The sequence below is a fragment of the Rhizobium sp. AN6A genome, assembly GCF_900215635.1.
Classification (GTDB): domain Bacteria; phylum Pseudomonadota; class Alphaproteobacteria; order Rhizobiales; family Rhizobiaceae; genus Agrobacterium; species Agrobacterium tumefaciens.
This window is the reverse complement of record NZ_OCNC01000004.1, coordinates 2,510,909-2,536,873: the sequence shown is the minus strand read 5'-3', so window position 1 is coordinate 2,536,873 and position 25,965 is coordinate 2,510,909. Positions and strand designations below refer to the sequence as shown.

Annotated in this window: 31 protein-coding genes; 11 read left to right on the top strand and 20 right to left on the bottom strand. The window is 57.4% G+C overall.

All coding sequences use genetic code 11. The annotated features are described in order from the left end of the window. Window positions 1-28: 28 nt before the first annotated feature. On the bottom strand, window positions 29-718 hold the full coding sequence (locus tag CRO62_RS25090) for a fumarylacetoacetate hydrolase family protein (RefSeq protein ID WP_097102601.1): 690 nt from the start codon (window positions 716-718) through the stop codon (window positions 29-31). A 139-nt stretch (window positions 719-857) separates the two neighbouring features. On the opposite strand from CRO62_RS25090, the gene dusA reads away from it, so the two are divergent. Beyond that, complete coding sequence (gene dusA / locus CRO62_RS25085; RefSeq protein ID WP_097102599.1) at window positions 858-1,868, top strand: tRNA dihydrouridine(20/20a) synthase DusA; 1,011 nt, start codon at window positions 858-860, stop codon at window positions 1,866-1,868. Window positions 1,869-1,873: 5 nt separating this feature from the next. Here dusA and CRO62_RS25080 read toward each other — a convergent pair whose 3' ends face one another. After that, on the bottom strand, window positions 1,874-2,674 hold the full coding sequence (locus tag CRO62_RS25080; protein WP_097102596.1) for a DUF72 domain-containing protein: 801 nt from the start codon (window positions 2,672-2,674) through the stop codon (window positions 1,874-1,876). A 56-nt stretch (window positions 2,675-2,730) separates the two neighbouring features. Beyond that, on the bottom strand, window positions 2,731-5,652 hold the full coding sequence (uvrA, locus tag CRO62_RS25075; RefSeq protein ID WP_097102594.1) for an excinuclease ABC subunit UvrA: 2,922 nt from the start codon (window positions 5,650-5,652) through the stop codon (window positions 2,731-2,733). A gap of 265 nt (window positions 5,653-5,917) precedes the next feature. Here uvrA and CRO62_RS25070 point away from each other — a divergent pair, with 265 nt between their 5' ends. After that, entirely contained in the window at window positions 5,918-6,493 is a 576-nt protein-coding gene (locus tag CRO62_RS25070; RefSeq protein WP_003515262.1) for a single-stranded DNA-binding protein, read from the top strand. 66 nt (window positions 6,494-6,559) lie between these two features. On the opposite strand, the gene CRO62_RS25065 is transcribed toward CRO62_RS25070, so the two are convergent. Together CRO62_RS25065 and CRO62_RS25060 are read right to left on the bottom strand one after the other, a co-directional pair. Then, window positions 6,560-7,708, bottom strand: coding sequence for an HPP family protein (locus tag CRO62_RS25065; protein ID WP_097102592.1), 1,149 nt, complete (start codon window positions 7,706-7,708; stop codon window positions 6,560-6,562). Window positions 7,709-7,831: 123 nt separating this feature from the next. Further along, window positions 7,832-8,461: a MarC family protein gene (locus CRO62_RS25060; protein WP_003515260.1), complete on the bottom strand. Its 630-nt coding sequence runs from the start codon at window positions 8,459-8,461 to the stop codon at window positions 7,832-7,834. A 217-nt stretch (window positions 8,462-8,678) separates the two neighbouring features. On the opposite strand from CRO62_RS25060, the gene gyrA reads away from it, so the two are divergent. Continuing rightward, complete coding sequence (gene gyrA / locus CRO62_RS25055) at window positions 8,679-11,471, top strand: DNA gyrase subunit A (RefSeq protein ID WP_097102590.1); 2,793 nt, start codon at window positions 8,679-8,681, stop codon at window positions 11,469-11,471. A 94-nt stretch (window positions 11,472-11,565) separates the two neighbouring features. Here gyrA and CRO62_RS25050 read toward each other — a convergent pair whose 3' ends face one another. From CRO62_RS25050 to CRO62_RS25040, 3 genes are all read right to left on the bottom strand, one after another. After that, window positions 11,566-11,826, bottom strand: coding sequence for a hypothetical protein (locus tag CRO62_RS25050; protein ID WP_003515258.1), 261 nt, complete (start codon window positions 11,824-11,826; stop codon window positions 11,566-11,568). A gap of 84 nt (window positions 11,827-11,910) precedes the next feature. Next, on the bottom strand, window positions 11,911-13,425 hold the full coding sequence (locus CRO62_RS25045; RefSeq protein WP_097102588.1) for a D-alanyl-D-alanine carboxypeptidase family protein: 1,515 nt from the start codon (window positions 13,423-13,425) through the stop codon (window positions 11,911-11,913). Window positions 13,426-13,573: 148 nt separating this feature from the next. Further along, window positions 13,574-14,284 carry a hypothetical protein gene (locus CRO62_RS25040; protein ID WP_097102586.1) on the bottom strand — a complete coding sequence of 237 codons (711 nt, stop codon included), beginning with the start codon at window positions 14,282-14,284 and terminating at the stop codon, window positions 13,574-13,576. 137 nt (window positions 14,285-14,421) lie between these two features. Here CRO62_RS25040 and CRO62_RS25035 point away from each other — a divergent pair, with 137 nt between their 5' ends. The 3 genes from CRO62_RS25035 to CRO62_RS25025 all read left to right on the top strand — a co-directional run bounded on the left by CRO62_RS25035 (window position 14,422) and on the right by CRO62_RS25025 (window position 15,425). Next, window positions 14,422-14,685, top strand: coding sequence for a hypothetical protein (locus CRO62_RS25035; protein WP_003515255.1), 264 nt, complete (start codon window positions 14,422-14,424; stop codon window positions 14,683-14,685). A 15-nt stretch (window positions 14,686-14,700) separates the two neighbouring features. Next, a complete protein-coding gene (locus tag CRO62_RS25030) occupies window positions 14,701-14,928 on the top strand; it encodes a hypothetical protein (RefSeq protein WP_097102584.1) in 228 nt (75 codons plus the stop codon). Window positions 14,929-15,272: 344 nt separating this feature from the next. Next, window positions 15,273-15,425 (top strand): hypothetical protein, encoded by a 153-nt coding sequence (locus tag CRO62_RS25025; RefSeq protein WP_179784624.1) that lies wholly within the window; start codon window positions 15,273-15,275, stop codon window positions 15,423-15,425. Window positions 15,426-15,746: 321 nt separating this feature from the next. Here CRO62_RS25025 and CRO62_RS27305 read toward each other — a convergent pair whose 3' ends face one another. Next, window positions 15,747-16,115: a hypothetical protein gene (locus CRO62_RS27305; protein WP_179784623.1), complete on the bottom strand. Its 369-nt coding sequence runs from the start codon at window positions 16,113-16,115 to the stop codon at window positions 15,747-15,749. A 67-nt stretch (window positions 16,116-16,182) separates the two neighbouring features. On the opposite strand from CRO62_RS27305, the gene CRO62_RS25015 reads away from it, so the two are divergent. From CRO62_RS25015 to CRO62_RS25005, 3 genes are all read left to right on the top strand, one after another. Further along, window positions 16,183-16,362 carry a hypothetical protein gene (locus CRO62_RS25015; RefSeq protein ID WP_097102581.1) on the top strand — a complete coding sequence of 60 codons (180 nt, stop codon included), beginning with the start codon at window positions 16,183-16,185 and terminating at the stop codon, window positions 16,360-16,362. A gap of 312 nt (window positions 16,363-16,674) precedes the next feature. Further along, window positions 16,675-16,902: a hypothetical protein gene (locus CRO62_RS25010; protein ID WP_097102579.1), complete on the top strand. Its 228-nt coding sequence runs from the start codon at window positions 16,675-16,677 to the stop codon at window positions 16,900-16,902. Window positions 16,903-16,914: 12 nt separating this feature from the next. Then, window positions 16,915-17,133, top strand: coding sequence for a hypothetical protein (locus tag CRO62_RS25005; protein ID WP_097102577.1), 219 nt, complete (start codon window positions 16,915-16,917; stop codon window positions 17,131-17,133). A gap of 32 nt (window positions 17,134-17,165) precedes the next feature. On the opposite strand, the gene CRO62_RS25000 is transcribed toward CRO62_RS25005, so the two are convergent. From CRO62_RS25000 to CRO62_RS24955, 11 genes are all read right to left on the bottom strand, one after another. Beyond that, complete coding sequence (locus CRO62_RS25000; protein ID WP_097102575.1) at window positions 17,166-17,453, bottom strand: hypothetical protein; 288 nt, start codon at window positions 17,451-17,453, stop codon at window positions 17,166-17,168. Window positions 17,454-17,499: 46 nt separating this feature from the next. Next, the gene (locus tag CRO62_RS27085) at window positions 17,500-19,311 is read right to left on the bottom strand and encodes a hypothetical protein (protein ID WP_143539410.1); all 1,812 of its coding nucleotides are present in this window, start codon (window positions 19,309-19,311) and stop codon (window positions 17,500-17,502) included. Between the two features lie 88 nt (window positions 19,312-19,399). Then, window positions 19,400-19,666 carry a spike base protein, RCAP_Rcc01079 family gene (locus CRO62_RS27810; protein ID WP_414896255.1) on the bottom strand — a complete coding sequence of 89 codons (267 nt, stop codon included), beginning with the start codon at window positions 19,664-19,666 and terminating at the stop codon, window positions 19,400-19,402. A gap of 103 nt (window positions 19,667-19,769) precedes the next feature. After that, the gene (locus tag CRO62_RS24990; RefSeq protein WP_097102572.1) at window positions 19,770-20,966 is read right to left on the bottom strand and encodes a phage major capsid protein; all 1,197 of its coding nucleotides are present in this window, start codon (window positions 20,964-20,966) and stop codon (window positions 19,770-19,772) included. A gap of 5 nt (window positions 20,967-20,971) precedes the next feature. Then, complete coding sequence (locus CRO62_RS24985; protein WP_143539409.1) at window positions 20,972-21,652, bottom strand: HK97 family phage prohead protease; 681 nt, start codon at window positions 21,650-21,652, stop codon at window positions 20,972-20,974. A gap of 387 nt (window positions 21,653-22,039) precedes the next feature. Then, window positions 22,040-22,225: a hypothetical protein gene (locus CRO62_RS24980; protein ID WP_097102568.1), complete on the bottom strand. Its 186-nt coding sequence runs from the start codon at window positions 22,223-22,225 to the stop codon at window positions 22,040-22,042. Next, window positions 22,225-22,527 (bottom strand): DUF6074 family protein, encoded by a 303-nt coding sequence (locus tag CRO62_RS24975; protein WP_097102566.1) that lies wholly within the window; start codon window positions 22,525-22,527, stop codon window positions 22,225-22,227. Before CRO62_RS24975 ends, CRO62_RS24980 begins: the two co-directional genes overlap by 1 nt. Then, on the bottom strand, window positions 22,511-23,263 hold the full coding sequence (locus tag CRO62_RS24970) for a DUF1376 domain-containing protein (protein ID WP_097102562.1): 753 nt from the start codon (window positions 23,261-23,263) through the stop codon (window positions 22,511-22,513). Before CRO62_RS24970 ends, CRO62_RS24975 begins: the two co-directional genes overlap by 17 nt. A 73-nt stretch (window positions 23,264-23,336) precedes the next feature. Beyond that, window positions 23,337-23,591: a hypothetical protein gene (locus CRO62_RS24965; protein WP_097102560.1), complete on the bottom strand. Its 255-nt coding sequence runs from the start codon at window positions 23,589-23,591 to the stop codon at window positions 23,337-23,339. A gap of 2 nt (window positions 23,592-23,593) precedes the next feature. Further along, on the bottom strand, window positions 23,594-23,929 hold the full coding sequence (locus CRO62_RS24960) for a hypothetical protein (RefSeq protein ID WP_097102558.1): 336 nt from the start codon (window positions 23,927-23,929) through the stop codon (window positions 23,594-23,596). 95 nt (window positions 23,930-24,024) lie between these two features. Then, window positions 24,025-24,231, bottom strand: coding sequence for a DNA-binding protein (locus CRO62_RS24955; protein ID WP_179784621.1), 207 nt, complete (start codon window positions 24,229-24,231; stop codon window positions 24,025-24,027). A gap of 116 nt (window positions 24,232-24,347) precedes the next feature. Here CRO62_RS24955 and CRO62_RS24950 point away from each other — a divergent pair, with 116 nt between their 5' ends. Both CRO62_RS24950 and CRO62_RS27730 read left to right on the top strand, forming a co-directional pair. Next, window positions 24,348-24,770 (top strand): hypothetical protein, encoded by a 423-nt coding sequence (locus CRO62_RS24950; RefSeq protein ID WP_143539408.1) that lies wholly within the window; start codon window positions 24,348-24,350, stop codon window positions 24,768-24,770. Next, window positions 24,767-25,939, top strand: coding sequence for a tyrosine-type recombinase/integrase (locus tag CRO62_RS27730; RefSeq protein ID WP_097102553.1), 1,173 nt, complete (start codon window positions 24,767-24,769; stop codon window positions 25,937-25,939). Before CRO62_RS24950 ends, CRO62_RS27730 begins: the two co-directional genes overlap by 4 nt. Window positions 25,940-25,965: the final 26 nt, after the last annotated feature.

Here is a 25,965-nt window from a genome sequence, read left to right as displayed (position 1 = left end):
CTCCCTTTGGATTATGCGCCAATAGCGATCAGGCGACCGTAACGGACAGGGTGCTGACACCGTCTACACCACACTCGATCCGATCGCCGCGCACGATGGGGCCGACGCCTGCCGGCGTGCCGGTCATGATGATATCGCCAGCGGCAAGCGTGAACAGCTTTGAAAGCTCGGCAATCACTTCCGGCACTTTCCAGATCATCTGCGCAAGATCGCCTGTCTGCTTGCGCTCACCATTGACATCGAGCCAGATCGCACCGGTTGACGGATGGCCGATCTTGTCTGCGGGAACGATGGCGGAGACCGGCGCGGAATATTCGAACGCTTTTGCGCCCTCCCACGAGCGTCCCATCTTCTTCAAACCATCCTGAAGGTCGCGGCGCGTCATATCGATGCCAACCGCGTAACCCCAGACGTGGCCCAGCGCATCGCTTGCCGGAATATCCGCACCGCCGCTTTTCAACACCACGACGCATTCGACTTCGTAATGCACGTTCGACGACAGCGAAGGGTAGGGGAAATCCTGACCCGCAGGCAGAAGGTTGTCCGGATTTTTCTGGAAATAAAACGGCGGTTCCCGTGAAGGATCGTGGCCCATCTCGATGGCGTGATCGGCATAATTGCGGCCGACACAATAGACCCGCCGCACGGGGAACATCTCGTTTGTGCCCTCTACGTGCAGAAGAACGGGTTGTGGAACTGGAATGACGGTGGCGGCCATGGGATTTCCTGTCGTCTTTTTTAGAACTGCAAGTCTTGTCCCGCGATTCCTGGGCGATTTCCAGTTCAAAATGACCGCAGCCGCAAAACTGGCTTTTTGCGGTCCTTTGCTGTAGAAGCCGCCGCAAAGAGGTTAATTCATGTACAGACAAGCGCTTGCAAACGGCGAAAAAATCTTTGCTGTGGCCCCGATGATCGATTGGACCGACACGAGGTGCAGATTTCTGCACCGGCAATTGTCGAAGCGTGCGCTGCTTTATACGGAAATGATCGTTGCCGACGCCATCATCCATGGCCAGCGCGACAGGTTGCTCAACTATCACACTCAGGAACATCCGGTTGCACTGCAACTCGGTGGGTCGGATCCGGTAAAGCTTTCGGAGGCGGTGCGGATCGCCGGCGATTATGGCTATGACGAGATCAACCTCAATGTCGGCTGTCCTTCTGACCGGGTGCAATCCGGCACTTTCGGCGCCTGTTTGATGCGCGAGCCCGAGATTGTCGCGCAATGCGTGACGGCGATGAAGGCCGTTGCGAAGGTGCCGGTCACGGTCAAATGCCGCATTGGCGTAGACGATCAGGAGCCGGAAGCCGTGCTGCCGGATTTTCTTTCACGGGTTGTGGCAGCGGGCGCGGATGCGGTCTGGATCCATGCGCGCAAGGCTTGGCTGCAAGGGCTTTCGCCGAAGGAAAACCGCGAGGTGCCGCCGCTCGATTATGATCTCGTCTATCGCATGAAGCGGGAAAATCCTGACATCTTCATAGGCATCAATGGCGGTATCGCCGATCTCGATCAGGCAAGCCTCCATCTGCACCATATGGACGGCGTGATGCTTGGCCGCGCGGCCTATCACAATACGTCCATCCTTGCCGATGTCGATCATCGTATATATGGCGAAGAGTCCCGGCAAGCTGACTGGATGGGGCTGCGTGATGCGATGATGGTCTACGCCGCCGACTATATTGCCGCCGGCGGGCGCCTCAACCACGTTACCCGCCACATGGTCGGCCTGTTTCAGGGCATGCCCGGCGCCCGCCGTTTCCGGCAAATCCTTTCCAGCGACGCCACACGGCCGGGCGCTGGAACCGAGGTGATCGAGGCGGCGTTCGCGGCAATCGATTTTAACCCTGCGAAAGAAATGGCTGGCTGAGCCAGTCAGACCAATTTCTGCAATACCTGTGCGCCGTTTGGTGCATTCACCTTGCCGCCAGTGATGAAGAAAGCGAAGACATCGCGCGGGGTCTTCTCAACTTGTCTGTCGGGAGCGATCAGCGGCAGGTCGTTGGGCACATTACCCGCCGCATAGGTCTTGACCCGTTTTGCCCAATGGTCGATCTCGGCCTTCGGATAACAGGTCTCGATATCGTCTTCGCCCTTTTGCAGGCGGCAATAGACGAAATCGGCAGTTACGTCAGGCAGCATCGGATAATCGTGATGGTCGGCGCAGACGACCGCGACTTTGTGTTTGGCGAGAAGATCGATGAATTCCGGCACCTGAAATGTCGGGTTTCGCACTTCGACCACGTGGCGAAGGCTGATGCCGTCCTGTTTTTCGGGCAGCAATGCCAGAAACGCGCCGAAATCCTCGGCGTCGAATTTTTTCGTCGGCGCGAATTGCCAGAGAATCGGGCCGAGATGGTGGCCGAGTTCCGTCAGTCCCTGGGTCAGGAACTTCGTCATGGATTCACCCGCCTCGGCCAGGACCTTGCGGTTGGTAACAAAGCGGCTTGCCTTCAGGGAGAAAACGAAATCCTCAGGCACGTCCGCCGCCCATTTTGCGAAGGTCTCGGGTTTCTGGCTGCTATAATAGGTGCCGTTCACCTCGATCGCCGTCAATTGCCGGCTGGCATGTTCCAGCTGGCGTTTCTTGGGCAGTTTTTCCGGATAAAACGTGCCTTCCCACGGCTCGAAAGTCCAGCCGCCGATACCGGTGCGGATCGTGCCTGATGTCGACATATACTGTTCCTCCTCGGGCTATCGGCCTTGTGTACCCTTGCTGCGAAGGGCGCGGATTACTCCGCAGCTTCGCGTTTTCCGGCTGGCCGACGTTCCAGAAGTTCCTTCAGGAAATGGCCGGTATAGGAGCGCTCGTTCTTGACGATGTCTTCCGGCGTGCCGGTTGCCACCACTTCGCCGCCGCCTGTGCCGCCTTCGGGGCCAATATCGATGATCCAGTCGGCCGTCTTGATGACTTCGAGATTGTGCTCGATTACCACGACCGAATTGCCCTGATCCACCAGCGCCTGCAGCATTTCCAGAAGCTTGTTGACGTCGTGGAAATGCAGGCCTGTTGTCGGTTCGTCGAGAATATAAAGCGTGCGGCCGGTGGAGCGTTTTGACAGTTCCTTGGCGAGCTTGACGCGCTGCGCCTCGCCGCCGGAGAGCGTATTGGCCTGCTGGCCGACCTTGATGTAACCTAGGCCGACATCGAACAGCGCTTGCAGCTTGTCGCGCACGGCCGGAACGGCGGCGAAGAATTCAACGCCTTCTTCCACCGTCATATCAAGCACGTCGGCAATGGACTTGCCCTTGAATGTCACATCGAGCGTCTCGCGATTATAACGTTTACCGTGGCAGACGTCGCAAGTGACATAGACATCAGGCAGGAAGTGCATCTCGATCTTGATGACGCCGTCGCCCTGGCAGGCTTCGCAGCGGCCGCCCTTCACGTTGAAGGAGAAACGGCCAGGTGCATAACCGCGCGCCTTTGCCTCCGGCAGACCGGCGAACCAGTCACGGATCGGCGTGAATGCGCCCGTGTACGTGGCAGGGTTGGACCGTGGCGTGCGGCCGATCGGCGACTGATCGATATCGATCACCTTGTCGATGAATTCGAAACCATCGATGCGGTCATGCTCTGCCGGAATTTCGCGCGCGCCCATCACCCGGCGTGCTGCCGACTTATAGAGCGTCTCGATCAGGAAGGTGGATTTGCCACCACCCGACACGCCGGTAACGGCGGTGAAAACGCCAAGGGGAACGGCCGCAGTCACATTCTTCAGGTTGTTGCCGCGTGCCCCAAAAACCTTGATTTCGCGGCCCTTCTTCGGCTTGCGGCGTTCTGCCGGCACGGCGACGCCGAGTTCGCCGGATAGATATTTGCCGGTCAGCGATTTCGGATTGGCCATCACCTCCTGCGGCGTGCCTTCGGCGATGACCTGACCGCCGTGAATGCCGGCGGCGGGGCCGATATCGACAACGTAATCCGCCGTCAGAATGGCATCCTCGTCGTGTTCGACCACGATCACCGTATTGCCGATATCACGCAGATGTTTCAGCGTATCGAGCAGACGGGCATTGTCGCGCTGGTGCAGGCCGATGGAGGGCTCGTCCAGAACATAGAGCACACCCGTGAGGCCGGAACCGATCTGCGAAGCAAGCCGGATGCGCTGGCTTTCTCCGCCGGAAAGCGTGCCGGAATTGCGTGAAAGGCTGAGATAATCCAGCCCGACATCGTTGAGGAATCGCAGACGTTCGCGGATTTCCTTGAGAATGCGAACCGCGATCTCGTTCTGTTTGGCGTTCAGATTTTCCGGCAGCGTCTCGAACCAGTCGCGTGCCATACGGATCGACATCTGGGTGACTTCGCCGATGTGCATCCTGTTGATCTTGACGGCGAGCGCTTCCGGCTTCAGGCGATAGCCGGCGCAGGCCGGGCAGGGGGCCGCCGACATATAACGCTCGATTTCCTCGCGTGCCCAGGCACTGTCGGTCTCTTTCCAGCGACGCTCCAGATTGGGAACGATGCCTTCGAAATTCTTCACCGTCTTGTAGGAGCGCGCGCCGTCCTGATAGTTGAACTCGATCTTGTCGTCAGTGCCTTGGAGAATGGCGTGCTGCGCCTCTTTCGAAAGGTCCGTCCATTTGCTCGACAGCTTGAAACCGAATGCCTTGCCCAGCGCCTCCAGCGTCTGGTTGTAGTAGGGGGAAGACGACTTGGCCCAGGGGGCGATCGCGCCATCCCGCAGGGTGCGTGCAGGTTCGGGCACGATCAGGTTTTCGTCCACCTTCTGCTGCGAGCCGAGACCGTCACAGGTGGGGCAGGCGCCGAAGGGATTGTTGAAGGAAAAAAGCCGGGGCTCGATTTCCGGGATGGTGAAGCCGGAGACCGGGCAGGCGAATTTTTCCGAAAACAGCATACGCTCGTGGGTCTCATTGAGCGATTTGTTTGCGGAGCCGCCAGCCGAGGTTTCTTCCGGCGGCAGGGGCTTGTCGGCAAATTCGGCCACTGCCAACCCGTCGGCGAGCTTAAGGCAGGTCTCGAGACTGTCGGCAAGGCGTGCCGCCATATCCGGGCGCACGACGGCGCGGTCCACCACCACATCGATATCGTGTTTGTACTTCTTGTCGAGGGCGGGAACGTCAGCGATCTCGTAGAACTGGCCATCCACCTTGACGCGCTGGAAGCCCTTCTTCATCAGCTCGGCGAGTTCCTTTTTATATTCGCCTTTGCGGCCGCGCACGATCGGCGCGAGAATATAAAGGCGCGTGCCTTCCTCGAAGGCAAGAATACGGTCGACCATCTGGCTGACCGTCTGGCTCTCGATCGGCAGGCCCGTCGCCGGCGAGTAGGGCACGCCGACACGCGCAAACAGCAGGCGCATATAGTCGTAGATTTCCGTGACCGTGCCGACCGTGGAGCGCGGGTTCTTCGAGGTGGTTTTCTGCTCGATGGAAATCGCCGGAGAAAGACCCTCGATGCGGTCTACATCCGGCTTCTGCATCATTTCGAGGAACTGGCGCGCATAGGCCGAGAGGCTCTCGACATAACGGCGCTGGCCCTCGGCATAGATTGTGTCGAAGGCAAGCGACGACTTGCCCGAGCCGGAGAGCCCGGTCATGACGATCAGCTTGTTGCGCGGTAGATCCAAATCGATACCCTTGAGGTTATGCTCACGGGCACCACGGATGGAAATCGTCTTCAGTTCACTCATGATAAAGCTCGGACAAAAATAACAGGCCTGATGGCGGCGCGTCCTTATGTAGTGACGCAACCGGACGTGTCGAGGTTTATTCCCTATCGATCGATGGCTTTTCGGCTCACTTGACTCGAATTTCGTGATTTAATAGAACAAAAAAGGAACAAATTGCAAGTGCGAATATACTCTCTGAGAAAGTCGGGATTATTCGCTGTGGATTGTTCCCCGTTGCGGTGCCCTTTGCGGGCGGCGATGGTTATTGTGTGCGGGATTTTTTGAAATGCAATTGCCGGTCACGATGGCTGGCGGACAGGATGACGAGATGGCTGGTAGCGTAAACAAGGTAATTCTGATTGGGAACGTTGGCGCCGATCCCGAAATTCGCCGGACGCAGGACGGCCGTCCGATCGCCAATCTGCGTATCGCCACCTCGGAGACGTGGCGGGACCGCAACAGCGGCGAGCGCAAGGAAAAGACCGAATGGCACACGGTCGTCGTTTTCAACGAAGGCCTGTGCAAGGTTGTCGAACAATATGTGAAAAAGGGCGCCAAGCTCTATATCGAAGGCCAGCTGCAGACGCGCAAGTGGCAGGACCAGACCGGTAACGACCGTTACTCCACCGAAGTGGTACTGCAGGGCTTCAACTCCACGCTGACGATGCTCGACGGTCGCGGCGAAGGTGGCGGCGGCAGCCGCAGCGGTGGCGACATCGGCGGTGGAGATTATGGCAGCGGCGGCGGTAACTACGGTGGCGGTTACGACCAGCAGCCAGCGGCCCGCGGCGGTGCCTCGCGTGGCGGCAGCCAGCCTTCCGGCGGCTTCTCCAGTGACATGGACGACGATATTCCGTTCTGATCGGGACAGTGATTGACGGGGCGGGCGTCGGACGAAACCGGTTGCCCGCTTCAAGATCGCGACGACCTATGCCGCGGCTTTGTCCGCCAGCATCGCAACCATGACATCGGATTGCGAAAGAATACCCACCATCTTGCCATTGGCGTCGATCACCGGCAGGTAATGCAGCCCTTCCTCCGCAAAGCGGATGATTGCTTCCTCGATCGCCGTTTCCGGCTGCACGGTTCTAACCGGCGATGTCATGATATCCTTGACGGTATCGTTGGGTGCGCTTGCGCCTGAGAGGATAAGGCGCAGGCGCTGCAGGAAACCGATGGAAGGGCGGCCGTTTCTCCAGCTAGCCTTTTCAAGAAAATCCGTCTGAGTGACGATGCCAAGGATTTCGGCCCTGTCGTTGGTCACGGGCAGCGCCTTGAAATGGCGGTTGCGCATCAGTGAATGAGCGTGGCGCAGGCTATCATCCGGGGCGACGCCGACCACATCGCGCGACATGACGCTGGCGCAATCGAGGTGGAGGGCGCGGCGGCGCCAGGAGCGCAATTCCGTCTTGCGCAAAATCATTTCCAGCACATCGCGATCAATATCGAGAACTTCGTCGTATTCCTTCAGCACCTCGTCCAGATCGACTGAGGAAAAGCCGATTTTCTGTATCGGCGTCGGGTCTGCCGTGCCGTGGCTGGCCTTTCCCAACCTCAGGCCGTGCGGATAGGCGCGGCCGGTGACATTGTTATAAACGAGCGCAAGGATGAGAAGGATGAGCGAGTTTCCGGCGACCGGCCAGAGAAGAAAGCCATAGCCGAGACTATGCACGGCGGGGCCGCCGAGAACGGCGGTCAGCGCCACCGCGCCGCTTGGCGGGTGCAGGCAGCGCAGCGCCATCATGGCAGCAATGGCAAGGCTTATGGCAAGCGCGCTGGCAAGGAAGATATCCGAAACGAGTAAAGCCACCGTCACGCCCACGAAAGCCGACACGATGTTACCGCAGAGGATCGACCAGGGCTGCGCTAGGGGGCTGGATGGCACGGCGAATAAAAGCACCGCCGAGGCGCCCATCGGCGCGATCATGGCGGGCAGGGTGGGGTCGAATCGGAAAGCAAGGCTGCCCAGAAGTCCCGTCAGCGAAATACCGACGAAGGCGCCTGCCGCAGCGCGCAGCCTTTCCCGGTTACTGACGGGAGCGGCATCCGGGATGAGGCGGCGCAGCGTGGATCGCATGGAGAGAGCTTTCTGATGCGGAAAAAAGATGCGCGTCTTTTAACCGAGGCAGGAGCCGGATTCAAAGGGCGGATTTTTCGCAAATCCGGCCGGTTGCGGCATTTTGTTCCGAACCGATGGTCGTCAGAATGCGAAGGCCGATTTTATGCCGTCCACTACGAACTGCACGGAAAGCGCGGCGAGCAGAACGCCGAGCAGCCTTGTCAGGATTGCGCGGCCGGTATTGCCGAGGAAACGGTCCATGCGTTCCGAGACGATCAGGGTGGCGTAGACGAGGGCCATGGCGAAGGCGAGGATGAGAATAAGCACGACCATTTCGAGCGTCGTCTTCATCGTTCCCGCCAGGAGCACGGTCGCGGAAATGGCGCCAGGCCCGGCGATCAACGGCAAGGCGAGCGGAAAGACCGCCAGATTGTGCAGATGGTCCTTGGTGATGGCGATCTCCGAGGTCTTTTCCTTGCGCTCCTGGCGTTTCTCGAAAATCATCTCGAAGGAGATCCAGAACAGCAGCAGGCCACCGGCGATGCGGAAGGCACCCAGCGAAATGCCGAGAAGGTTGAGGATGGTGAGACCGAACAGGGCGAAGATGGCGAGAATGCCGAAGGCGATGATTGAGCCGCGCAGGGCCACCTGGGCGCGCTGGTCGCGCGTCATTCCAACCGTGAGTGCGAGAAATACGGGCGCGAGACCGGGCGGATCGAGCGTGACCAGAAGTGTTGTAAGCGCGTTGATGAGCGTTTCGCTGCTGGCCATTCTTTCCCCACCTGTTCTGTTTTTAGGCCGGAGCCTACGCAAGTCGTACACGCTTTAAAAGGGAGCGGCGTCGCTTTTGCCAACCTAAATGGCGAAAAGCGGGGTATGTCTTGCAAATGACGCAAAAGACTGTTCAAAACTCGCCGGGAAATTGGCTTAACGTGGCTGTTTCCGCTATAAAAATCCATCCGATTCTTAACAGAGAATGTGATCCGTTTTGACTGACCAGAGCCCCCCCGGCGGCGGAAAACTTCCGCCAGGCATTGAACCGATTTCCATCATTGAGGAAATGCAGCGGTCCTATCTCGATTACGCCATGAGCGTTATCGTTTCCCGCGCACTTCCCGATGTCCGTGACGGTCTGAAGCCGGTTCATCGCCGTATTCTTTACGGCATGTCCGAACTCGGCATCGACTGGAACAAGAAATACGTCAAATGCGCCCGCGTCACCGGTGACGTGATGGGTAAATTCCATCCGCACGGCAATGCGGCGATTTACGATGCGCTGGCGCGCATGGCGCAGGACTGGTCTCTGCGCCTGCCGCTGATCGACGGACAGGGCAACTTTGGCTCCATCGACGGCGATCCGCCGGCGGCCGAACGTTACACCGAGTGCCGTCTCGAAAAGGCAGCACATTCGCTTCTCGACGATCTCGACAAGGAAACGGTGGATTTCCGCGACAACTATGACGGCACCTTGCATGAGCCGGTCGTCATTCCCGCGAAATTCCCGAACCTTCTGGTCAACGGGGCAGGCGGCATCGCCGTCGGCATGGCGACGAACATTCCGCCGCACAATCTTTCCGAAGTCATCGACGGCTGTATCGCCCTCATCGACAATCCGGCGATCGAGCTGCTGGAACTGATGCAGATCATTCCCGGCCCGGATTTCCCGACCGGCGCGCTCATCATGGGGCGTTCCGGCATCCGCTCTGCCTATGAGACGGGTCGCGGATCGGTCATCATGCGCGGCCGTGCGACCATCGAGCCGATGCGCGGCGACCGCGAGCAGATCATCATCACCGAGGTTCCCTATCAGGTGAACAAGGCGACGATGATCGAAAAGATGGCCGAACTGGTCAAGGAAAAGCGCATTGAGGGTATCTCCGATCTGCGCGACGAATCCGACCGCCAGGGTTATCGCGTCGTCGTCGAGCTGAAGCGCGACGCCAATGCCGAAGTAATCCTGAACCAGATCTATCGCTACACGCCGCTGCAGACCTCCTTCGGCTGCAACATGGTGGCCCTGAACGGCGGCAAGCCGGAACAGATGACGCTGCTGGACATGCTGCGCGCCTTCGTGTCCTTCCGCGAGGACGTCGTCAGCCGCCGCACGAAGTATCTGCTGCGCAAGGCGCGCGACCGCGCGCATGTGTTGGTCGGTCTGGCGATCTCGGTTGCCAATATCGACGAAGTCATCCGCGTCATTCGTCATGCTCCCGATCCGGCTTCGGCCCGTGAGGAGCTGATGACGCGGCGCTGGCCGGCGCAGGATGTGGAAAGCCTGATCCGTCTTATCGACGATCCGCGCCACCGCATCAATGAAGACGGCACCTACAATCTCTCCGAAGAGCAGGCACGCGCCATTCTCGAATTGCGCCTTGCCCGCCTGACGGCGCTTGGCCGCGACGAAATCGGCGACGAGCTGAACAAGATCGGCGCGGAAATCAGCGAATATCTCGAAATCCTGTCTTCACGGCTGCGCATCATGCAGATCGTCAAGGATGAGCTTATTGCCATCCGCGACGAATTCGGCACGCCACGCCGGTCAGAGATCGTCGAAGGCGGTCCTGACATGGATGATGAAGACCTCATCTCGCGCGAAGATATGGTCGTCACCGTTTCGCATCTCGGCTACATCAAGCGCGTGCCGCTGACCACCTACCGGGCACAGCGTCGCGGCGGCAAGGGCCGTTCCGGCATGGCGACGCGCGACGAGGATTTCGTCAACCGTCTCTTTGTCGCCAATACCCATACGCCGGTGCTGTTCTTCTCCTCGCGCGGCATCGTGTACAAGGAAAAGGTCTGGCGCCTTCCGATCGGTACGCCGCAGTCGAAGGGCAAGGCCCTCATCAACATGCTGCCGCTGGAACCTGGCGAGCGCATCACCACCATCATGCCGTTGCCCGAGGACGAAACGACCTGGGAAACGCTCGATGTGATGTTCTCGACGACGCGCGGCACGGTTCGCCGCAACAAGCTCGGCGATTTCGTGCAGGTCAACCGCAACGGCAAGATCGCCATGAAGCTGGACGAGGAGGGCGATGAAATCCTCTCCGTCGAGACCTGTACCGACCAGGATGACGTGTTGCTGACGACGGCACTCGGCCAGTGCATCCGCTTCCCCGTCGACGATGTCCGCGTCTTTGCCGGCCGCAACTCGGTTGGCGTGCGCGGCATCAACATGGCCGATGGCGACCGCATCATCTCCATGACCATTGTGGGCCATGTGGAAGCTGAACCGTGGGAGCGTGCGGCCTACCTCAAGCGCTCGGCCACCGAGCGGCGTGCGGCCGGTGTGGATGAGGAAGATATCGCACTGGTTGGCGAGGAAGTCGCGGAAGAAGGCGAACTCAGCGAAGAGCGTTATCAGGAACTGAAGGCACGCGAAGAATTCGTGCTGACCGTCTCTGAAAAAGGCTACGGCAAGCGTTCTTCGTCCTATGACTTCCGCACATCGGGTCGTGGCGGCAAGGGCATCCGCGCCACCGATACCTCGAAGACGACGGAAATTGGCGAACTCGTTGCGGCCTTCCCGGTGGATGAAGGCGACCAGATCATGCTGGTTTCCGATGGCGGCCAGCTGATCCGTGTGCCGGTAAACGGAATCCGTATCGCCAGCCGCGCCACCAAGGGCGTGACGATCTTCTCCACCGCCAAGGATGAGAAGGTGGTTTCCGTGGAACGCATCAACGAGCCGGAAGGCGACGAAGAGGCGGAAAACGGCAACGGCGAAGATGTGGCTGACAATCTGCCGGAAACACCTGAGGCACCGGAGAGCGAGGCGTAAGCCGCCTCGTTTCTCCATCGTCAATCAACAAAAACCCCGCGGTGCACAGGCTCCGCGGGGTTTTTCTTTGTCTCGTCCGGTTATGTTCGGTTCGTCAGCGGATCCGGATATGGACCGGTGCACGCCCAGAGCGGCGGCCGACATGAAGGTGGATATTGGCTTCCGGCTGATTGGCACGCCAGGCGCGGGCGCCGTGCGACAGAAGCAGGCTGACGAGATCACGCGTCTTTGCCTTGGAGCGGTTAAGACCGAGATCGGCAATGCGCATTGCCGCCTCGTGAATGGGATGCAGAACCGACAGGCTGCCTTGCCCGTTGCCAGACGCAATGTCCGAATAGTTCTCGTTAACTGCCATCTTGGAAAGCCTCGCTACACATTACACAATTCGAGGAGACAGGCGATGTTTCAACAAATAAGCCACCGCCTGCGCGAACGTCGATTACTGGAGTGACGCCCAGCAGCTGACGCCTTTCTTTTTCAATGCATTGCATGCATTTACCGCGGCGGCCTGGCCGTCGAAGCCGCCGAAGCGGGCGCGGTATACCTGGGAGCCTTCTCTGCTGAAGGCCACCGTGAAGGGTTTTGCGGACCGAAGGGCGGCACCGCCTTTTTCCTGCGCATTCTGCAACAGGCCACGTGCCGAGTTTTCATCCGGCGATGCGCCGATCTGGATCACCCAGCCGCCCTGCGGAGCTTCAGCCTTTGCCGAAACGGAAGGGGTGGAGGGTACAGAAGCCGGTGTGGATGCCGTGACGATATTGTCCACCTTGGTCGAGTTGGTAATCAACTTGCGGTCAGGCGCGACGGCTACCTGAGAAATAGGATCCTTGCCTTTCTGCCAGGTGGCGGCTTCCATGGCCTTTACGGCCGCATTGGAAGAGGAGCCTGCAAAGGCGGTAACCGGCGCGTCCTCGTAACGGGTCTGCGGTACGGGACCGGCATGCGGCAGGCCGGAATCTGTCGCTGCGACAGCTGCGGACGGAGCCGCGACTGCCACAGGTGGAGCAGCAACAGCCACAGCGACGGGCTCTTCGACAGGTGCCGATCTCGTCTGCGCAATCAGGTTGCTGTTGCCGCTGCGGGAGGCCTGCGGCAGGTAGGTCGCAACAAGCTTGCGCATGGTCGCGTCACGGGCAGCGCTCGAGCGGCCGCCGAGAACGACGGCGACGATGGAGCGACCGTCTAGCTGTGCCGATGTTGCAAGATTGCTTCCGGCAGCACGGGTATAGCCGGTCTTGATACCGTCCACGCCGCGCACGGTTCCCACGAGACGATTGTGGTTGCCGATGACCTGCTTGCCGAAATTGAAGGTACGCGTGGAGAAGTAGCCGTAATATTGCGGGAAATGCTGGCGAAGGGCGATGCCGAGGCGGGCCTGGTCACGCGCCGTCGTCATCTGCGCCGTGTTTGGCAGGCCGTTGGCGTTGCGATAGGTCGTGCGCGTCATGCCGAGCGCACGGGCCTTGGCGGTCATCATTCTGGCAAAACGGTCTTCGGAGCCGCCGACATATTCACCGAGTGCGGTGGCCATGTCGTTGGCGGAACGGGTGACGAGCGCAAGGATTGCCTGCTCGACCGTGATGCTGCCACCGGCGCGCACGCCGAGCTTGGAAGGAGGCTCCTTGGCGGCGTTGGCCGAAACCGGCACCTTGGAATCGAGCGAAATGCGTCCGGAATTGAGCGCCTCGAACGTAAGATAAAGCGTCATCATCTTCGTCAGCGAGGCAGGATAGCGCAGGCCATCCGGATCTTCGCCATAGAGAACCTTGCCGGTCTTGGCATCAATGACGATGCCCGCATATTTCGGGTCCGCCTGTGCGGTGCCAACGGATGTTGCGGTTATGAACGCCGCAGCAAGGGTCAACGCAACAAACCTTACCAAAGACGTCGCACCCGCTTTGCGCGAATCTGCCCCAAATAGACTTTTCAACACTGCTGAACTCTTCAATCGCATATTTCTGTTCCGCTCGGACGCGCCCCGCCCGAGTGCTCCGGGGAGAAACTTTATCGGGATGGCGTTACCAAGTGGTTTATGAAAGGTATCCACGCTCCATAAAATGCGACTTTTCGGGCGCAATCTGTCTCACGCCTTTTCACGGATTTCAGTCTTTTACGAGGCGCTGCTCGATGTAGCGTTTCACGCCTGCGTCGAGTTCTTTCCATTGCGGCAGCAAGGTTGCGGAGAATCGGTAGAACAGGCTGAGGTCCTGGCCGGCGTGGATATCCCTCTGGCAGTCGCTGCCCGTCGCCTCCTGCTGCGTTTGCGGCAGAAGGCAGCGCACGACATAGTCGCTTTCGCCCTCGCGCTGCCCGGTCAAGATGACTTCCTTGCCGTAACCTGCGTCGGCACGCAGGCGGTGCAGTGTGAGGCCGTGTTTCAGCAGCACAGGCTCTCCTTCCGTCAACCGGGCATAGATCGGTCCGAAACGGCCGGACATGTCCTCAGACATCGTGCTTTGCGATAGCTGGATGAAAATAAGCCCTGCTGCCTGCGCCGGATCATCGAAAACAGCGCGATTGGAGTCTTCATATCCCTTGAGGTCCGGCCAGGTGAGATAAAGATCGGCCCGCTCTCGCTCTCCGTCATGCCGGTCGGAAGGCACACGCAGCGTGTTTTTAGCAAGTTTCAACCGGTCATTGCCGATTGTGATCTCCACCGCGTCAGTTGCTGTCGTATGGCCCGCCTGAAGGATCCGCTCCCCGTACCATTTAACCCCGACATTAAGGGCAGCAACAAAGCATATAATAATGACGGCAATGATGATTGCGCGCCGTATCAGGGAGGATGAAAGCAGGGGGGCTTCGTTGTGCATGAGCTTCCAACTTGTTCTTGCCACTGGACGCGTTTTCCACACTGAAAACAGACGGGCAAAGCTTTAACCTGCGGCGATCGCCATTGAAATGCTGTTTTGCCGCTGCTACCTGATAAGGTGCAAGCAAAGGACGGCATATGGCAGCGCGCGACAGATATTCCCGGAAACTCGAATGTTCCAAATGTGGTCATCAGGGTTTTGCCGAGGTGTCGGAATCGGATGAGAAAGACCGCCGTAACCTTGATTTTCGCGTTGATGAAATGCCGCGTGGCTTCCGCACCGAGCGTGCCTCGGTCGATCCAACGGAATTCATGATCCGCTGCGGTCAGTGCGGCAACATATTCCGTTTCCTGCAGAAAACCGCCTATGCGCCGGGAGGCGAACCGCGCGTAAAGGCCTGAACGGAAGGTGCCGGGATGACTGTACCGCAACAACCCAATGGGGCGCCGCCTAGGCGCAAGCCAATCTGGCCGTGGATCGTGCTGCTGGTGCTGACGCTTTGCGCCATCTATTCCTACAACCGCGCCAACGAGATCATACTAGAGTTGTCCGACACGTTACCGCCGGCGCTGCTGAACCTTTTCGAGGATATTTTCCGGGGTGGTTTTCGGCGCGGCGACAGCGGACCGAGCATCGGTGTCTGAACCATAAAGCAAGGTAATGCACACCCAGCTTTTATCGGCCGGTCGCAATTTTTCGGTAGTATAAAAGAAAAAAGCCCCGCAAACGGGCGGGGCAGGTTGATCGCTCGGGGAAAGTTGGGCAATGCCCGGGAGCGATGCGGCTATATAAATGACAATATTGCTGACGCGATAGGCCACTTCCGTCCCAAACAGTACGCCGACGCATAAAATTTGCTCAAGCAGGAAGAATTTAGGAATATCAACTGGCCAAATCTGTCAGGCAACTTGACAGGAGGTCGCTTTATTCTTCGATTGCCTCGAATTGCACATATTCGCGCCTAACATAACGGGACATGAGCAGACGCATGGATAAATCCGGAATCTTCTTCGTGGCGCTTTTATTGGTGCTTGTGGCAATCGTGCTGAGTCTGGCGCTGTTTCGCTCGCCTCAGCAAAGTCCGGCACTTCCTTCGGGCGAGGGGTCTCTGCTGCCGCCGGCAACGACACAAGGACAATGAGTTGTTGACGGGTGCGAAGAGACTGTGCGGGCGTGCGCCATCGGGATTGACGGCCTTTTTCAAAACGCTATAAAGCCTCACCACCGATGGATGGGTGTCCGAGTGGTTTAAGGAACCGGTCTTGAAATTCGCTTTTCGGTATATTTGGTCATCCCTTCTTGTCCCTAAATATCGTTAATTGCCAACGTCTTGGGCGATGTTAATACCTCTTTGTGCGGAACGATCCCTGAACGTGCTTTTGTATTGAGTTGCAAATTTCGTAGCAATTTGTTCGCGCGATGTTCTTGGAAAAAGGTCGCCGATTGCGCGTGACGTTTACAATCATTCTTCTCGCTTTTTTCTTCGCTGTTTGCGATCGGCAAGCCCCTGCAAAAATTGCCGCTCTCTGATTTGATCGGCCTCGCTCATCTCCTGTTGGGCAGCAGGCGCTGGCCCTGAAGGTGGTGGTGTTGCCGTGGGCTCTCCCCCGGCAGTATCCTCTATGGAGGCATTCAGGTCATCTGAAACAGCCTTCACGAGATCGCCCATCGGATAAACGCTCATACCCTCTTTACCCTTGAAAACGCGAATGGCGCCCTGCCGGCGCCACCGGTTGACGATCTGGGGTGTCAGCCAGGAATACCGCTCGAGGAGATCATTGTGTGTAATCATCTCCTCGAAAGTCACCGGGGGAAAGGTTCGCTCTGGCATTCTGAATCCTTGACATCTGACTGCATCATGGCACCTTTCCGCATCATTGCAGATGAGGAGTACACCATTGTCGGAACAAGCAACCACAAACCGCCTGTTGAGGGAACTCATCGACCTGATGAGTTCCGTGGACAGCCGACTTGGCACTCTCGAACAATTCGTAATGGAGCAGAAGGCCAAAGAGCGCGAGAAGCAGCGAGCTGAAGTTCAGCAGCTCGCAACACAACTGGGCTCGAAACCACGCTAATCAGATCAGCCAAGAAACTCTCCTGCCTCAAGATCATCAAACCCAGGCCACCCTTGTGCTACCTTTCTTCGTCTGGCAGCCTACCGCTTATCGTGGAGGACTCGATGACACTAATCTCAAATGAAAATGGAAAAACAGTCTACGGGTGCGCCCGCTGCCCCGTGACGTTTCAACACGGCCAGAACCGCTACGGTAATGGTCGCTATGTTGGCGAAAAACTTTACTGCAATAGCTGCGCAGACGACATTTCGCCCAGAAGCATAACGATCTCGTCTGACGATCTCAAACCGCACTATTGCTCCTGAGCTAGTCATGAAGAAAGCTCAGGCCGAAACGCAGATAAGATACCTATGCAGCAAATGGGCAGCAGAGAAAGGCATCCCCACGGACGGTAGCGTAGATCCGAGCTTCATCGAGTTCTACACGTGGGTTTCAAACGGCCCGTATCGCGATGCGCTTGATTTTCGTTCTCGTGGAGGAGCGATCGACGAAGTGAGCAGATGGTTCGATCAAGAATTTAAGCAAACTTGGAAAAATTAGACGGGAGTACAAATGATCACAAACAAAACATCAGATAGTTTAAAGCAATTGGCGCGGGCCGGCGCTTCTCTGGAAGTCGATGCTGCTCGCTTCCCGTCAGCCACATTGGCGCAGGTCGCGGCACTGCTCCAACCAGGCGCTTTCCTTAAAGTCTGCAACTCCGATCGCTATGCCACTGACGGACTGCATAACATCGTGTCAGCGAAACCTGGGCAGGTCATTCTCGCATGATAGGGCTGTAGATTCCTCACCATTTGATGGATCTACCGTATTGCAGTGAACGGTATCCTATCCAAAATTCCGCCGTCGAGCGGCCGGCCTTCTTCCATCCGGATCTCTTCCGGTTCCTGCAGCAGCTCGTTGCGTTCTGCGATCGTCATAGAGGTGCGGCCGGCATATTCCGACCGGGTAATGATCCCGCCGACCTGTGAGCGCTTGAGATGAAGAACGCGCCCGATCGTGCTGTAGGGGTGCCCGATCAGCCACAGAACATAGGCAATATACTTTTGAGGCTCTTCGTGGTGTGGGCGTGATCGTTTTACAGTGTTCATCGTCAATGCCTCTCATACTCAGCCCACGCCGCTTGGTCTTATCTTGCTAGGCCGGAAGGACTTCGACGACTACACCATTGAGATAGACGCCTGTGGTGTTGCCCACTCCGCGGTTGATGGTCATTTCGATTTCACCAACGGTGGGAGCCAGATCGGCGAAATCAGCGACCGTAGAAAGGTTGCCCAGCACGTTGACGGATTGCGTCACGCCGCCCGCCACAAAATCCTGAAGGCGCGTTCCTGTACCGGAGCGCGACCCCATGGCCTTGATCCGGTAGCGCTCCGATGCATCGGCTCCTGTAAGCTTGACTGCCATGCTGTCGATAGTATCGGAAAGATAACCGAGGAGAGCACTGTCTGGAAATTCCGCACCCTGCGCTGCACCTTGAGCGCCGAAGGAAAAGGCACCATTGCCAGCCAAGGAGATATTCCAGACGTATGAGGTTTTGAACCCATCCTCGGTAACGATGTCAGTAATGGCAACGCCGGCCGTCGTCCTCGCGGAGTTCGTCCACGGCACCGGAGGAGCATTAGCGTCAGGTCCGTGACTGATCCTCATGCGGGATGGCAGTAGATTTGTCACAGCGTCAACGCGCGCTTGCAGTGCCGTTTTTGTGGCAGAGGCTGGCAGAGAATTGACGACATACCCAGCCTCGCGCTTCAGGTGGTAGAGGCGCTCAGTCTCGAGGCGCTTCACCAGCATCAGCGCGTAGCTGTCTGGCCACTGCCCGTTGCGCACCCGGCCTTCCATGGCTCGGACCAACTCGGCGCGATAGGTGGAGTAATCGCTGTAGTGAACCGGATCTCCGGCCATCAGCCAATTGCGGTTGAAAATGCCCCACGAATAAAGATTGATGCGTGAGACACCAGTATTTGCATCGTAACAGTCAGGGTTATCTGCAAGGATCGCAGGCCACATGATCTGCTGATTATACGGTAGTGAGCCGTCATTGGGTGATGATGTTGTCACCCCACTGTACTCCCGGTACGTCGTGTCTGACGTGAAGACAGTCCAGCCCGCAAACGCAGCTATGATGCTATCCACCCGACCGCGCAGCGTGGTGAGGCTTGAAGGCGTATCATCCGAGATTGGCTGTGAGGAGGTAACATCGTTTCCGATCAGGTTGTCGAGGTAGACGCGGGAGCAGAAGGCACTGAATGTCGCAACGGCAGGCGCACAGTTTGTCAAAATGCCGGCTGCGTTTTCCCCCGCCTCGCCATAGTTGAAGACAACAGGGTCTGAAGTCGGGAACGCGGACTGGATTGCTGCTTCATACCCAAGCGAGAGGAAGCCGTTTGTCGTCTGTGATGCGCCCATGATCAATTGGGCATCATTGCGAACCTTGGAAGCCTGCAACTGATGAATAAGCGGATAAATGTTATACGCAGTAGTTGTCGACGGGTTCTGGATAACTATCCTACTCCACCTGCCGGCAGCCCGTGCGGGTAACAGCAAAGACTGGCGTCGGCCGGTATAAAAGGCAGTCGGAGATACAAGCGTAAAGTTCAGGTTCGTCCAGGTTCCATTTACCCCATCAGTGCTGTCGTCGCTGTACGCCATGGTAACGGTTGGGCTTGGACCATCGCAGACGAAGGAGAACAACCCACCGGGCGCAAAAATCTCTCCAAGCCGCCACGCAATAGTTCTGGTTGTGTTCGCGGCCACCGTGTATGTCGGTCTGGAATTGTTTGCGCCCGCCGCCGCCAAGGCCGAAACGAGTGCTGCATCGCCAGCGCTATCGTAGGCTGCCAGAACCGGCACACGCCAGTTGGTGACCGGCGCGATATCTGGAAGAGGGAAAAGAGACCTCTTTGCCTTCAGACCTAAACCAAGGCTGACCGACAAGTTCAAATTCATCTTCGATTACCCATATAAGCAGCGATCCGCGCCGGCAGCAGGCGAACAGCCTGGTGTTCAAATAGACGGTGCATCATTGAATCACCGATCAATCCTCAATGGTTGCTATCACTGCGGTGGCGGCGGTTACCTTTCGAACCCGATAGGGCGGCACGAATCCCGCAGGTACATCGACGAATTGCAGTGGTGCGCTGCCGTCGTCGCCCGCAGGTACGATTGCGATGTTACCGGAGGTGAGGCAGATTACACCTTTTACCACTTTCGGTAGATCCGATTGCGATGGTGTAACTATCCGCGACCTAACGCCGAAAGACGACGGCGTTGGTACGAAGGATTGAAAAGGGTCATTTGGCATCGCTAAAATCCTGTGATTGTTGATGTGAAAAGGCGGCGGCGAGGGCCAACCCACAACCCGCCGCCGCCTTACGCTTGCCACCATCACGGTGGCGCTGCGATGCTTATACCTGGATCACCATGAGCTTGATCGCGTCGTAGTCTCGAACGTCGCCGCCCACACGGCGATAGCATTTGTAAAATACGTAGGGATCAGCCGTGTACGGATCTTTGAGAAGACGGAAGCCAGGCCGCTGCACAAAAATGTAGCCCTGCTTGAAGTCGCCGTAAGCGATCGGAAGAGCGTTTGCCGCGATGTTCGGCATGGCCAAATCATCGATTTCGACCGGCCGGCCGAGCAACGTGTCAGGCGCACCGGCCGTGTTACTGGATCGCCAAAGAGGCTGCCCGTTATTGTCTTTCAGATAGTCAATTTGGGCGGCTGTCTGGCTATTCATGAGCCACGAAGCGTTCCTTTTGTAAGGTGAGCGTAAAGACCACTGCAAAGCCTTCAAGCTATCGAGAGTGATGGAGCTTACGGCACCGCTCGGAACCATTTGCAGCGCCTTCAGGTCACGACTGCCATCAGCTTCGAACGATCGAGGAACGGTGAGAAAGCCACGCGGACGCTTGGGGGTGTTGCCCAAAACGGCCGCGATTCCCTCCATCCTTCCGAATTTCTCTCCGATCTTCCGCTCAATGTACGCGCCGACATCGTAGTTTGCATCGTCAAGGAGTTTCTGCGTTATCTTGGGTTTTGCGTAGATTTCGCGCAACGGAACTTCAAGTTCACCGATATTGCTGTGTGGGGTTTCCTGACGATCCTCCGTTTCGCCTACCCAGGTCGCACCGAAATCACCGAAGTCGTATGGCTCGATCCAGCTGTCGCCAGCGCCGATGTTTTCGACATGTGCTAACCGGAAAATCGGGCTTTGATCAAACATGCGTTCACGGATCGCCTGTGCCATCACAGGGATTACGAGATAACCGCCGCTCGGGTCATTGCCGACGGACATGGCTTTCATTTCGCTGTCGTCACCAGTCCTGACATATGCAGAAATAGCGTTATGAAGCGCTGCCTTTTCTTGCGAAACCTCAGTCCCGTCAGTTTTGATGACTACGCCGCCGCCAGTCATTCCACCAGGGCGGCCCATCTTTTTCTGGATATCAAGAACATCCTTCTTCAATGGATCGAGAGCGTCGGTGATGATCTTCGCTACTTTCTTTTCCGTACGGTCGCCCACCGACTTGCTGACGGTTTCGAGCATCTCGTCGAAGTCGTCACCATCGGATTTGGTCTCGAGAGAATAGCTGTTTCGCATGTTGGTTATCCTTTCTGCGAGAACCGCTCCGCAGCTGCCATCATCTTTTGGGCAAACTCAGAACGACTGTTTTTTGATGATGTGTCGCGGGAGGCAGCTGCATCAAAATGCGCCGCCATGCGGTTGGCGAATGATCGAGAAAAACCGATATCGTGGAGCATCCGTTCGAATTCTCGGCTGGACTTGATCTCATCAGCATCGATGAACCCGGATTTCACTGAAGTGATGCGAGCGGAAGTGTTCGACGGCATAGCAACAACCGAAATCTCTTTGACATCGATGTCCTGAAGGACGCGCACGCCGTTCGGGCCCCATGACGATTTGCGCGTTCGATACCCAATGGACAGGGACAGCGCACCATCCTTCATCAACGCGAAAGCCTCGTCAGCTCGCCTCGTTCCCAGTGTCAGCTTGCCTGACACCGCGAGGCCATACGCGTCTTCCTTCAGCGAGCTCCACGCACCGATGGGTTCGCTTCGATCATGAGCCCACAGAAGGGCGGGCCGTGTATTGCGGGAAGCATGCTCTTTCAATGAATTCGCAAACGCGCCTGGAGCTATCACATCACCATGACTGTCCGGATCTCCACCGAAAGTGGAACCATATCCATCGAAAATGCCCATGGCAGATATCGACCGCTTCAGTTCAACAGCCGGCAGGAACTCCATTTTCTGGATTGGGCTCAAGGTGCCACCTCACAGCATTGCAGTGGCGCTGAGCGCGCCTGATCACATTTATGGTGACCACTCTGCCCCGCATCCCGCGGGCGCTTCGTGAGGACTGGAATGGTTTGTCCCTGCATCCCGCAGGCGACTGACCAAATCAGAGCCATCCCTAGAATCGTCGATCCGCTCGATTTCGTCAATCCCCGCCAAAAGTCCAGGCCGAAAATCGCGCAATCCCCTGCGGCATAGGCCTTGCAGGTCGATTTTTCCTGTAAGGGGGGTCCGTTATTTTGCTGGCACTGCAAATGAAGGCCCCGGGCGGTCTGCCCCCCAAAGGCGCCAGACATTTGACCCACCCCCCGGTCGGCGGTCCGGGGGCGGCTCATGCCGCGCCTGCAGGTGGAGGCATCAATCAAAGCCCGCCTCCCAGACGTCTTGCCAATTGTCACGACGATCGGCCGGCACATCGCGGTACCGTGATTGATCACGCCGATTGAGCTGATCATAGAACGCGCGCTGCGCCGGGTTAAGCTGGTCACGAAATGCGTCTTCAGCGGCCACGAAGTACCGGGACAGGGGAGTATCCTCCGACATCACGCGACACCCCGCGGATCAGGTCGGCTACCGCTCCATCTCAACCTGTGGATCTCGGCTTGGATGGCGTTCTGATACCCCATTGCGAGACCGTAGGCAGTGTCCTCATCGAAGCCGTGCAGCAGATAGCGCAACATCAGTTTTCCAACTTCATTCAGCATCGCCTGCGCCTGGTCGGCCTGTGCGGCGGCGTGAACACGCGCTGCCGCTGCATTGACGAGGGAATGAATACGACGCGGCGGGAATGGCAGGAGCTTCGCCGTCGGCTTGAGGAGGTCGAAGAAGTCAAGCTGGTTGGTCATGGATCTCTCCTGATAGGTCGGGAAGTGCTTCAGCCTCGTGCATACTGATTTCATGATGCTGGAATTGGCGATCGACACGAAAGGCATGGGAAAGTCCTTCATCGTCGCGCGCCTCGACGAGAAACTGATAGGGCTTGATGGAAACAATCTTGGTGACCCAGCAATCGCCTATACCGGGGATAGAGAGCTCGTCGTCAACTTTGACCGAGCGAGGCTGCGCGTTCGCGCGCGCGGCCTCAGTACGAGAATCTATATTAGATGAAGTAGGTATATGAGGTTCAGTCTCTGAAAGAGACTGAACCTCTATACTCTTATATCTTATACTCTTATCTCTGTATCCCCCGGCATTATTGCTTCGTTGATTTTGTTTGCCTTTTTGCCAACGCTTCGATGATTTTTCTCGTTGAAGCTCTGAGTATTTTTCTCTGTTTTGAAACTCGGTTTCCGAGATGGAAGACCAGAGATATTCAGGTTCCCAGTGATAGATGAGGCCGGCTTTCATGAGTGTGTCGAGAGCGCTTTTCAGCGCTGCAGGCGTGGTTCCGGAGAGGCGGGCAAGACGGGAATAATCCTCCGCTATCGGCTCACCCCGCTCGTGCATGGCGCACAGAAGGGCGATGTATATCCCCTTTTCTGCCGCCTTCATGCCTGCGGTTTCAACTTGAAATTCAGAGGCGAAAAGCCGAAACCACGGAGCCGCTTTTCTGCGCTTTGTTTTCTCAGTGCTCTTCTGCATTCCGCATTTTTCCCGGGTTATTCCGCACGATTTCCACAATGTGTCCGCGCCGGCCGTTAAGCTGGCGCGGCGCCTATGCAATGGGTCCGTTCCAGATCTCGCGCCAGCTGTGCCTGATGCTCCGACCGGAGATCGGGCCGTATTCTCGGCTCCCTTCTTCGAAGTCGAGGACCTGCACGACAAGTTTTTCCAGCATCGGAACGCCGGTCGGAGATATTTCCTGCATCTCGACCGAAAAGCCGTGCGGGGCGCTCTGGCGGAGGATCTCCGCTGCTTGCTCGAGGTGGAAAAGCGCTTTGCGCAGTTCTTCAGGGAGGTTATTCGCCATGATCACGATCTCCCGGCCCGGCCGATAAAGGCGACAACGACCTCTTCCGTCAGTGCTTTGTTGTCGTAAATCGCGTCAGGCAGAACATTCCGCAAGTATGCGCGCCGCAACTCGATTTCTGACGCTTCCGAAGGTCGCGCTGCGCAAATCTCAATCAAGATTTCGTCGACAGGCCCGAGTGCCATTCTAACCTCGTCCTGCTCAACAAGTCCCCAATCATTGAGCTGGAACAGCCGTTCGTGGTTGGCGATTGCGCCGATGTGCTCGGCAACCAGCAGCGACACTGAGGGATGGACTGGCGCAGCGACCGCGGTGGTGATATTTCTTTTCCTGTTCATTTGCGTGTCCTCGTGTTTGAACCGTGGTCCGGAGCGGAGGCAGCCGCCCGGACCTTTTTGTTTCACAATTGGCTGAGCAGCTTCTCCGTTGCTCGTCACAATGATCTCGCGAAGGTTGCCTTCAGCCCAAGCTGTTCAGCGAGGGGCGCAACCGGCACCACAACTTTCCCACCAACTTCGATTGTCTTGAAATCGCCGCGCTTTGCCGCCGCGTATGCGGCATTGCGGCCGATACCAAAGAAAAGCCTGCCTGCATCTGGGACCGGTATCGTCGGTCTCGCGAGAGCTTCCTCAAGCGTCATTTTGATCAACTCCTATGAACCTACGTAACTTACATAGGAATAGGTAACACGAATTAACCTTCTTGCAACCACTTTCTACGTAGGTTACGTATATTCATACAAAGAGGGCTATTTGAATGTCTGACGACACGGAAAAGGACGAACAGAAAACCGAACGTTTCAACATGTTCATGTCACCGCGCGAAATGAAGGCAATCGATGACTGGGCGTGGGGAAACAAAATTCGCTCGAAATCAGAGGCAGTGCGCCGCCTGGTACAGATAGGTTTGGCATTTGAGCGCGACGCCGAGCCAATCATGAAGCGAAGCGAGCGCGCCTTGAAGGCGCTGCTGCTGACTGCTGAGAAAATGGATGGGGCTAGCCGAGGCGGAATCGTTGCCGCTATCGATGAACAACTGCACGCCTACAAGGCTGCCGTCTCAGCCTACATCCAAGCATCGGTTATGTCCGAGACGAAATTCGACGCGGAGATTGACGAACTGGTCAATGCTGCCGCGTCTCTGGTCACCAAACTAAGGGATAGGGAACCTGAAAAATGAAAGGCCATATCCGCGAGCGCAGTCCCGGCAAATGGGCCATCGTCCTCGACATAGGCGAGAAAGATCCGGCCACCGGTAAGAAGAAACGCAAATGGCATTCGTTCTCCGGCACCAAGCGCCAAGCGCAGGCGGAATGTGCAAGGTTGATAGCCGAGATTAAGTCGGATCGGTACGTCGAGCCGAGCAAGCAAACCGTGGCCGAGTTCTTCACCGAATGGCTAGCTTTTATCAAGCCCACAGTCTCGGCCAAGACGCATGAACGCTATACCGAGATCTGCGAAAAGAACCTCAAGCTGCTGATCGGTGATGTGATCCTCTCGAAGCTCAAGACCGACAGGATCGATGCAGCCTTCACCAAGGCGCTCACAGAGGGCAGGCGAGCGTCAGGAAAGCCATACGCGCCTCGCACGGTCCATCACATGCGGCGCGTGCTTATCAAAGCACTGAGCCAAGCGGTGACGTGGGAAAGGCTCTCGCGCAATCCAGCCACCGCCACGACGCCGCCAAAGGTCGAGCGCACAAAGATGCTGGCTTATAATGCTGACCAGACAGCGGCCTTGATCGCAGCGTTCCGCAATACCCGCATGTTCATCCCGATGATGCTGGCCGTCATGTGCGGGCTGAGGCGAGGGGAGATCGCGGCCCTTCGCTGGGACGATGCGGAGATCGGAGATAATAGGCGCCAGTTGTCCATCAGGCAGAGCGCTGAGCAGACCAAGGAGGGCGTTCGATACAAGGCTCCTAAATCTGGCAAGGCACGCACTGTGGCGCTCTCTGCGACAATGGCGGCCGAACTGCGGGCGCATCGAGTACGACAGGCGGAGGAGCAATTGAAGATCGGTCTTCGACCGGATGGTAATAGCTTTGTCGTCGCCCAGGTTGACGGCTCGCCGTTGCAGCCTCGATCGCTGACGCACGAGTGGACCCGGCTCTTGGACAAGACCTCCCTTCCGCGCATTCGCTTCCACGACTTGCGGCACACCCACGCCACACAGATGCTTTCCGCCGGCGTCCATCCGAAGGTCGCAAGCGAGAGGCTGGGGCATTCCACGATCGGGATCACCCTCGATCTCTATTCGCATGTCATGCCGGGAATGCAGGCGGACGCTGCAGAACAGGTTGACGCGGCGTTGCAAGCCGCTATAAGCGCAAGTCAGAAAACGAAATAGTTGCAAACCGAGTAGCAACAGCCCGT

Excerpts from the sequence above, each read along its gene's own strand:
- CRO62_RS24955 (WP_179784621.1), bottom strand. The coding sequence starts at position 24,231 with ATGACGCTTGAGGAAGCTCTCGCGAGACCGACGATACCGGTCCCAGAT.
- CRO62_RS27730 (WP_097102553.1), top strand. The coding sequence starts at position 24,767 with ATGAAAGGCCATATCCGCGAGCGCAGTCCCGGCAAATGGGCCATCGTC.
- CRO62_RS24970 (WP_097102562.1), bottom strand. The coding sequence starts at position 23,263 with ATGCAGAAGAGCACTGAGAAAACAAAGCGCAGAAAAGCGGCTCCGTGG.
- CRO62_RS24975 (WP_097102566.1), bottom strand. The coding sequence starts at position 22,527 with ATGACCAACCAGCTTGACTTCTTCGACCTCCTCAAGCCGACGGCGAAG.
- CRO62_RS25060 (WP_003515260.1), bottom strand. The coding sequence starts at position 8,461 with ATGGCCAGCAGCGAAACGCTCATCAACGCGCTTACAACACTTCTGGTC.
- CRO62_RS25040 (WP_097102586.1), bottom strand. The coding sequence starts at position 14,284 with ATGCACAACGAAGCCCCCCTGCTTTCATCCTCCCTGATACGGCGCGCA.
- CRO62_RS27810 (WP_414896255.1), bottom strand. The coding sequence starts at position 19,666 with ATGCCAAATGACCCTTTTCAATCCTTCGTACCAACGCCGTCGTCTTTC.
- CRO62_RS25080 (WP_097102596.1), bottom strand. The coding sequence starts at position 2,674 with ATGTCGACATCAGGCACGATCCGCACCGGTATCGGCGGCTGGACTTTC.
- CRO62_RS24950 (WP_143539408.1), top strand. The coding sequence starts at position 24,348 with ATGTCTGACGACACGGAAAAGGACGAACAGAAAACCGAACGTTTCAAC.
- CRO62_RS25005 (WP_097102577.1), top strand. The coding sequence starts at position 16,915 with ATGATCACAAACAAAACATCAGATAGTTTAAAGCAATTGGCGCGGGCC.
- CRO62_RS27305 (WP_179784623.1), bottom strand. The coding sequence starts at position 16,115 with ATGCCAGAGCGAACCTTTCCCCCGGTGACTTTCGAGGAGATGATTACA.
- CRO62_RS25035 (WP_003515255.1), top strand. The coding sequence starts at position 14,422 with ATGGCAGCGCGCGACAGATATTCCCGGAAACTCGAATGTTCCAAATGT.
- CRO62_RS24990 (WP_097102572.1), bottom strand. The coding sequence starts at position 20,966 with ATGCGAAACAGCTATTCTCTCGAGACCAAATCCGATGGTGACGACTTC.
- CRO62_RS25050 (WP_003515258.1), bottom strand. The coding sequence starts at position 11,826 with ATGGCAGTTAACGAGAACTATTCGGACATTGCGTCTGGCAACGGGCAA.
- CRO62_RS25045 (WP_097102588.1), bottom strand. The coding sequence starts at position 13,425 with ATGCGATTGAAGAGTTCAGCAGTGTTGAAAAGTCTATTTGGGGCAGAT.
- CRO62_RS24960 (WP_097102558.1), bottom strand. The coding sequence starts at position 23,929 with ATGAACAGGAAAAGAAATATCACCACCGCGGTCGCTGCGCCAGTCCAT.
- CRO62_RS24980 (WP_097102568.1), bottom strand. The coding sequence starts at position 22,225 with ATGTCGGAGGATACTCCCCTGTCCCGGTACTTCGTGGCCGCTGAAGAC.
- CRO62_RS25010 (WP_097102579.1), top strand. The coding sequence starts at position 16,675 with ATGAAGAAAGCTCAGGCCGAAACGCAGATAAGATACCTATGCAGCAAA.
- CRO62_RS25030 (WP_097102584.1), top strand. The coding sequence starts at position 14,701 with ATGACTGTACCGCAACAACCCAATGGGGCGCCGCCTAGGCGCAAGCCA.
- CRO62_RS25025 (WP_179784624.1), top strand. The coding sequence starts at position 15,273 with ATGGATAAATCCGGAATCTTCTTCGTGGCGCTTTTATTGGTGCTTGTG.
- CRO62_RS24965 (WP_097102560.1), bottom strand. The coding sequence starts at position 23,591 with ATGGCGAATAACCTCCCTGAAGAACTGCGCAAAGCGCTTTTCCACCTC.
- CRO62_RS27085 (WP_143539410.1), bottom strand. The coding sequence starts at position 19,311 with ATGAATTTGAACTTGTCGGTCAGCCTTGGTTTAGGTCTGAAGGCAAAG.
- uvrA (WP_097102594.1), bottom strand. The coding sequence starts at position 5,652 with ATGAGTGAACTGAAGACGATTTCCATCCGTGGTGCCCGTGAGCATAAC.
- CRO62_RS25070 (WP_003515262.1), top strand. The coding sequence starts at position 5,918 with ATGCAATTGCCGGTCACGATGGCTGGCGGACAGGATGACGAGATGGCT.
- CRO62_RS25000 (WP_097102575.1), bottom strand. The coding sequence starts at position 17,453 with ATGAACACTGTAAAACGATCACGCCCACACCACGAAGAGCCTCAAAAG.
- dusA (WP_097102599.1), top strand. The coding sequence starts at position 858 with ATGTACAGACAAGCGCTTGCAAACGGCGAAAAAATCTTTGCTGTGGCC.
- CRO62_RS25065 (WP_097102592.1), bottom strand. The coding sequence starts at position 7,708 with ATGCGATCCACGCTGCGCCGCCTCATCCCGGATGCCGCTCCCGTCAGT.
- CRO62_RS25090 (WP_097102601.1), bottom strand. The coding sequence starts at position 718 with ATGGCCGCCACCGTCATTCCAGTTCCACAACCCGTTCTTCTGCACGTA.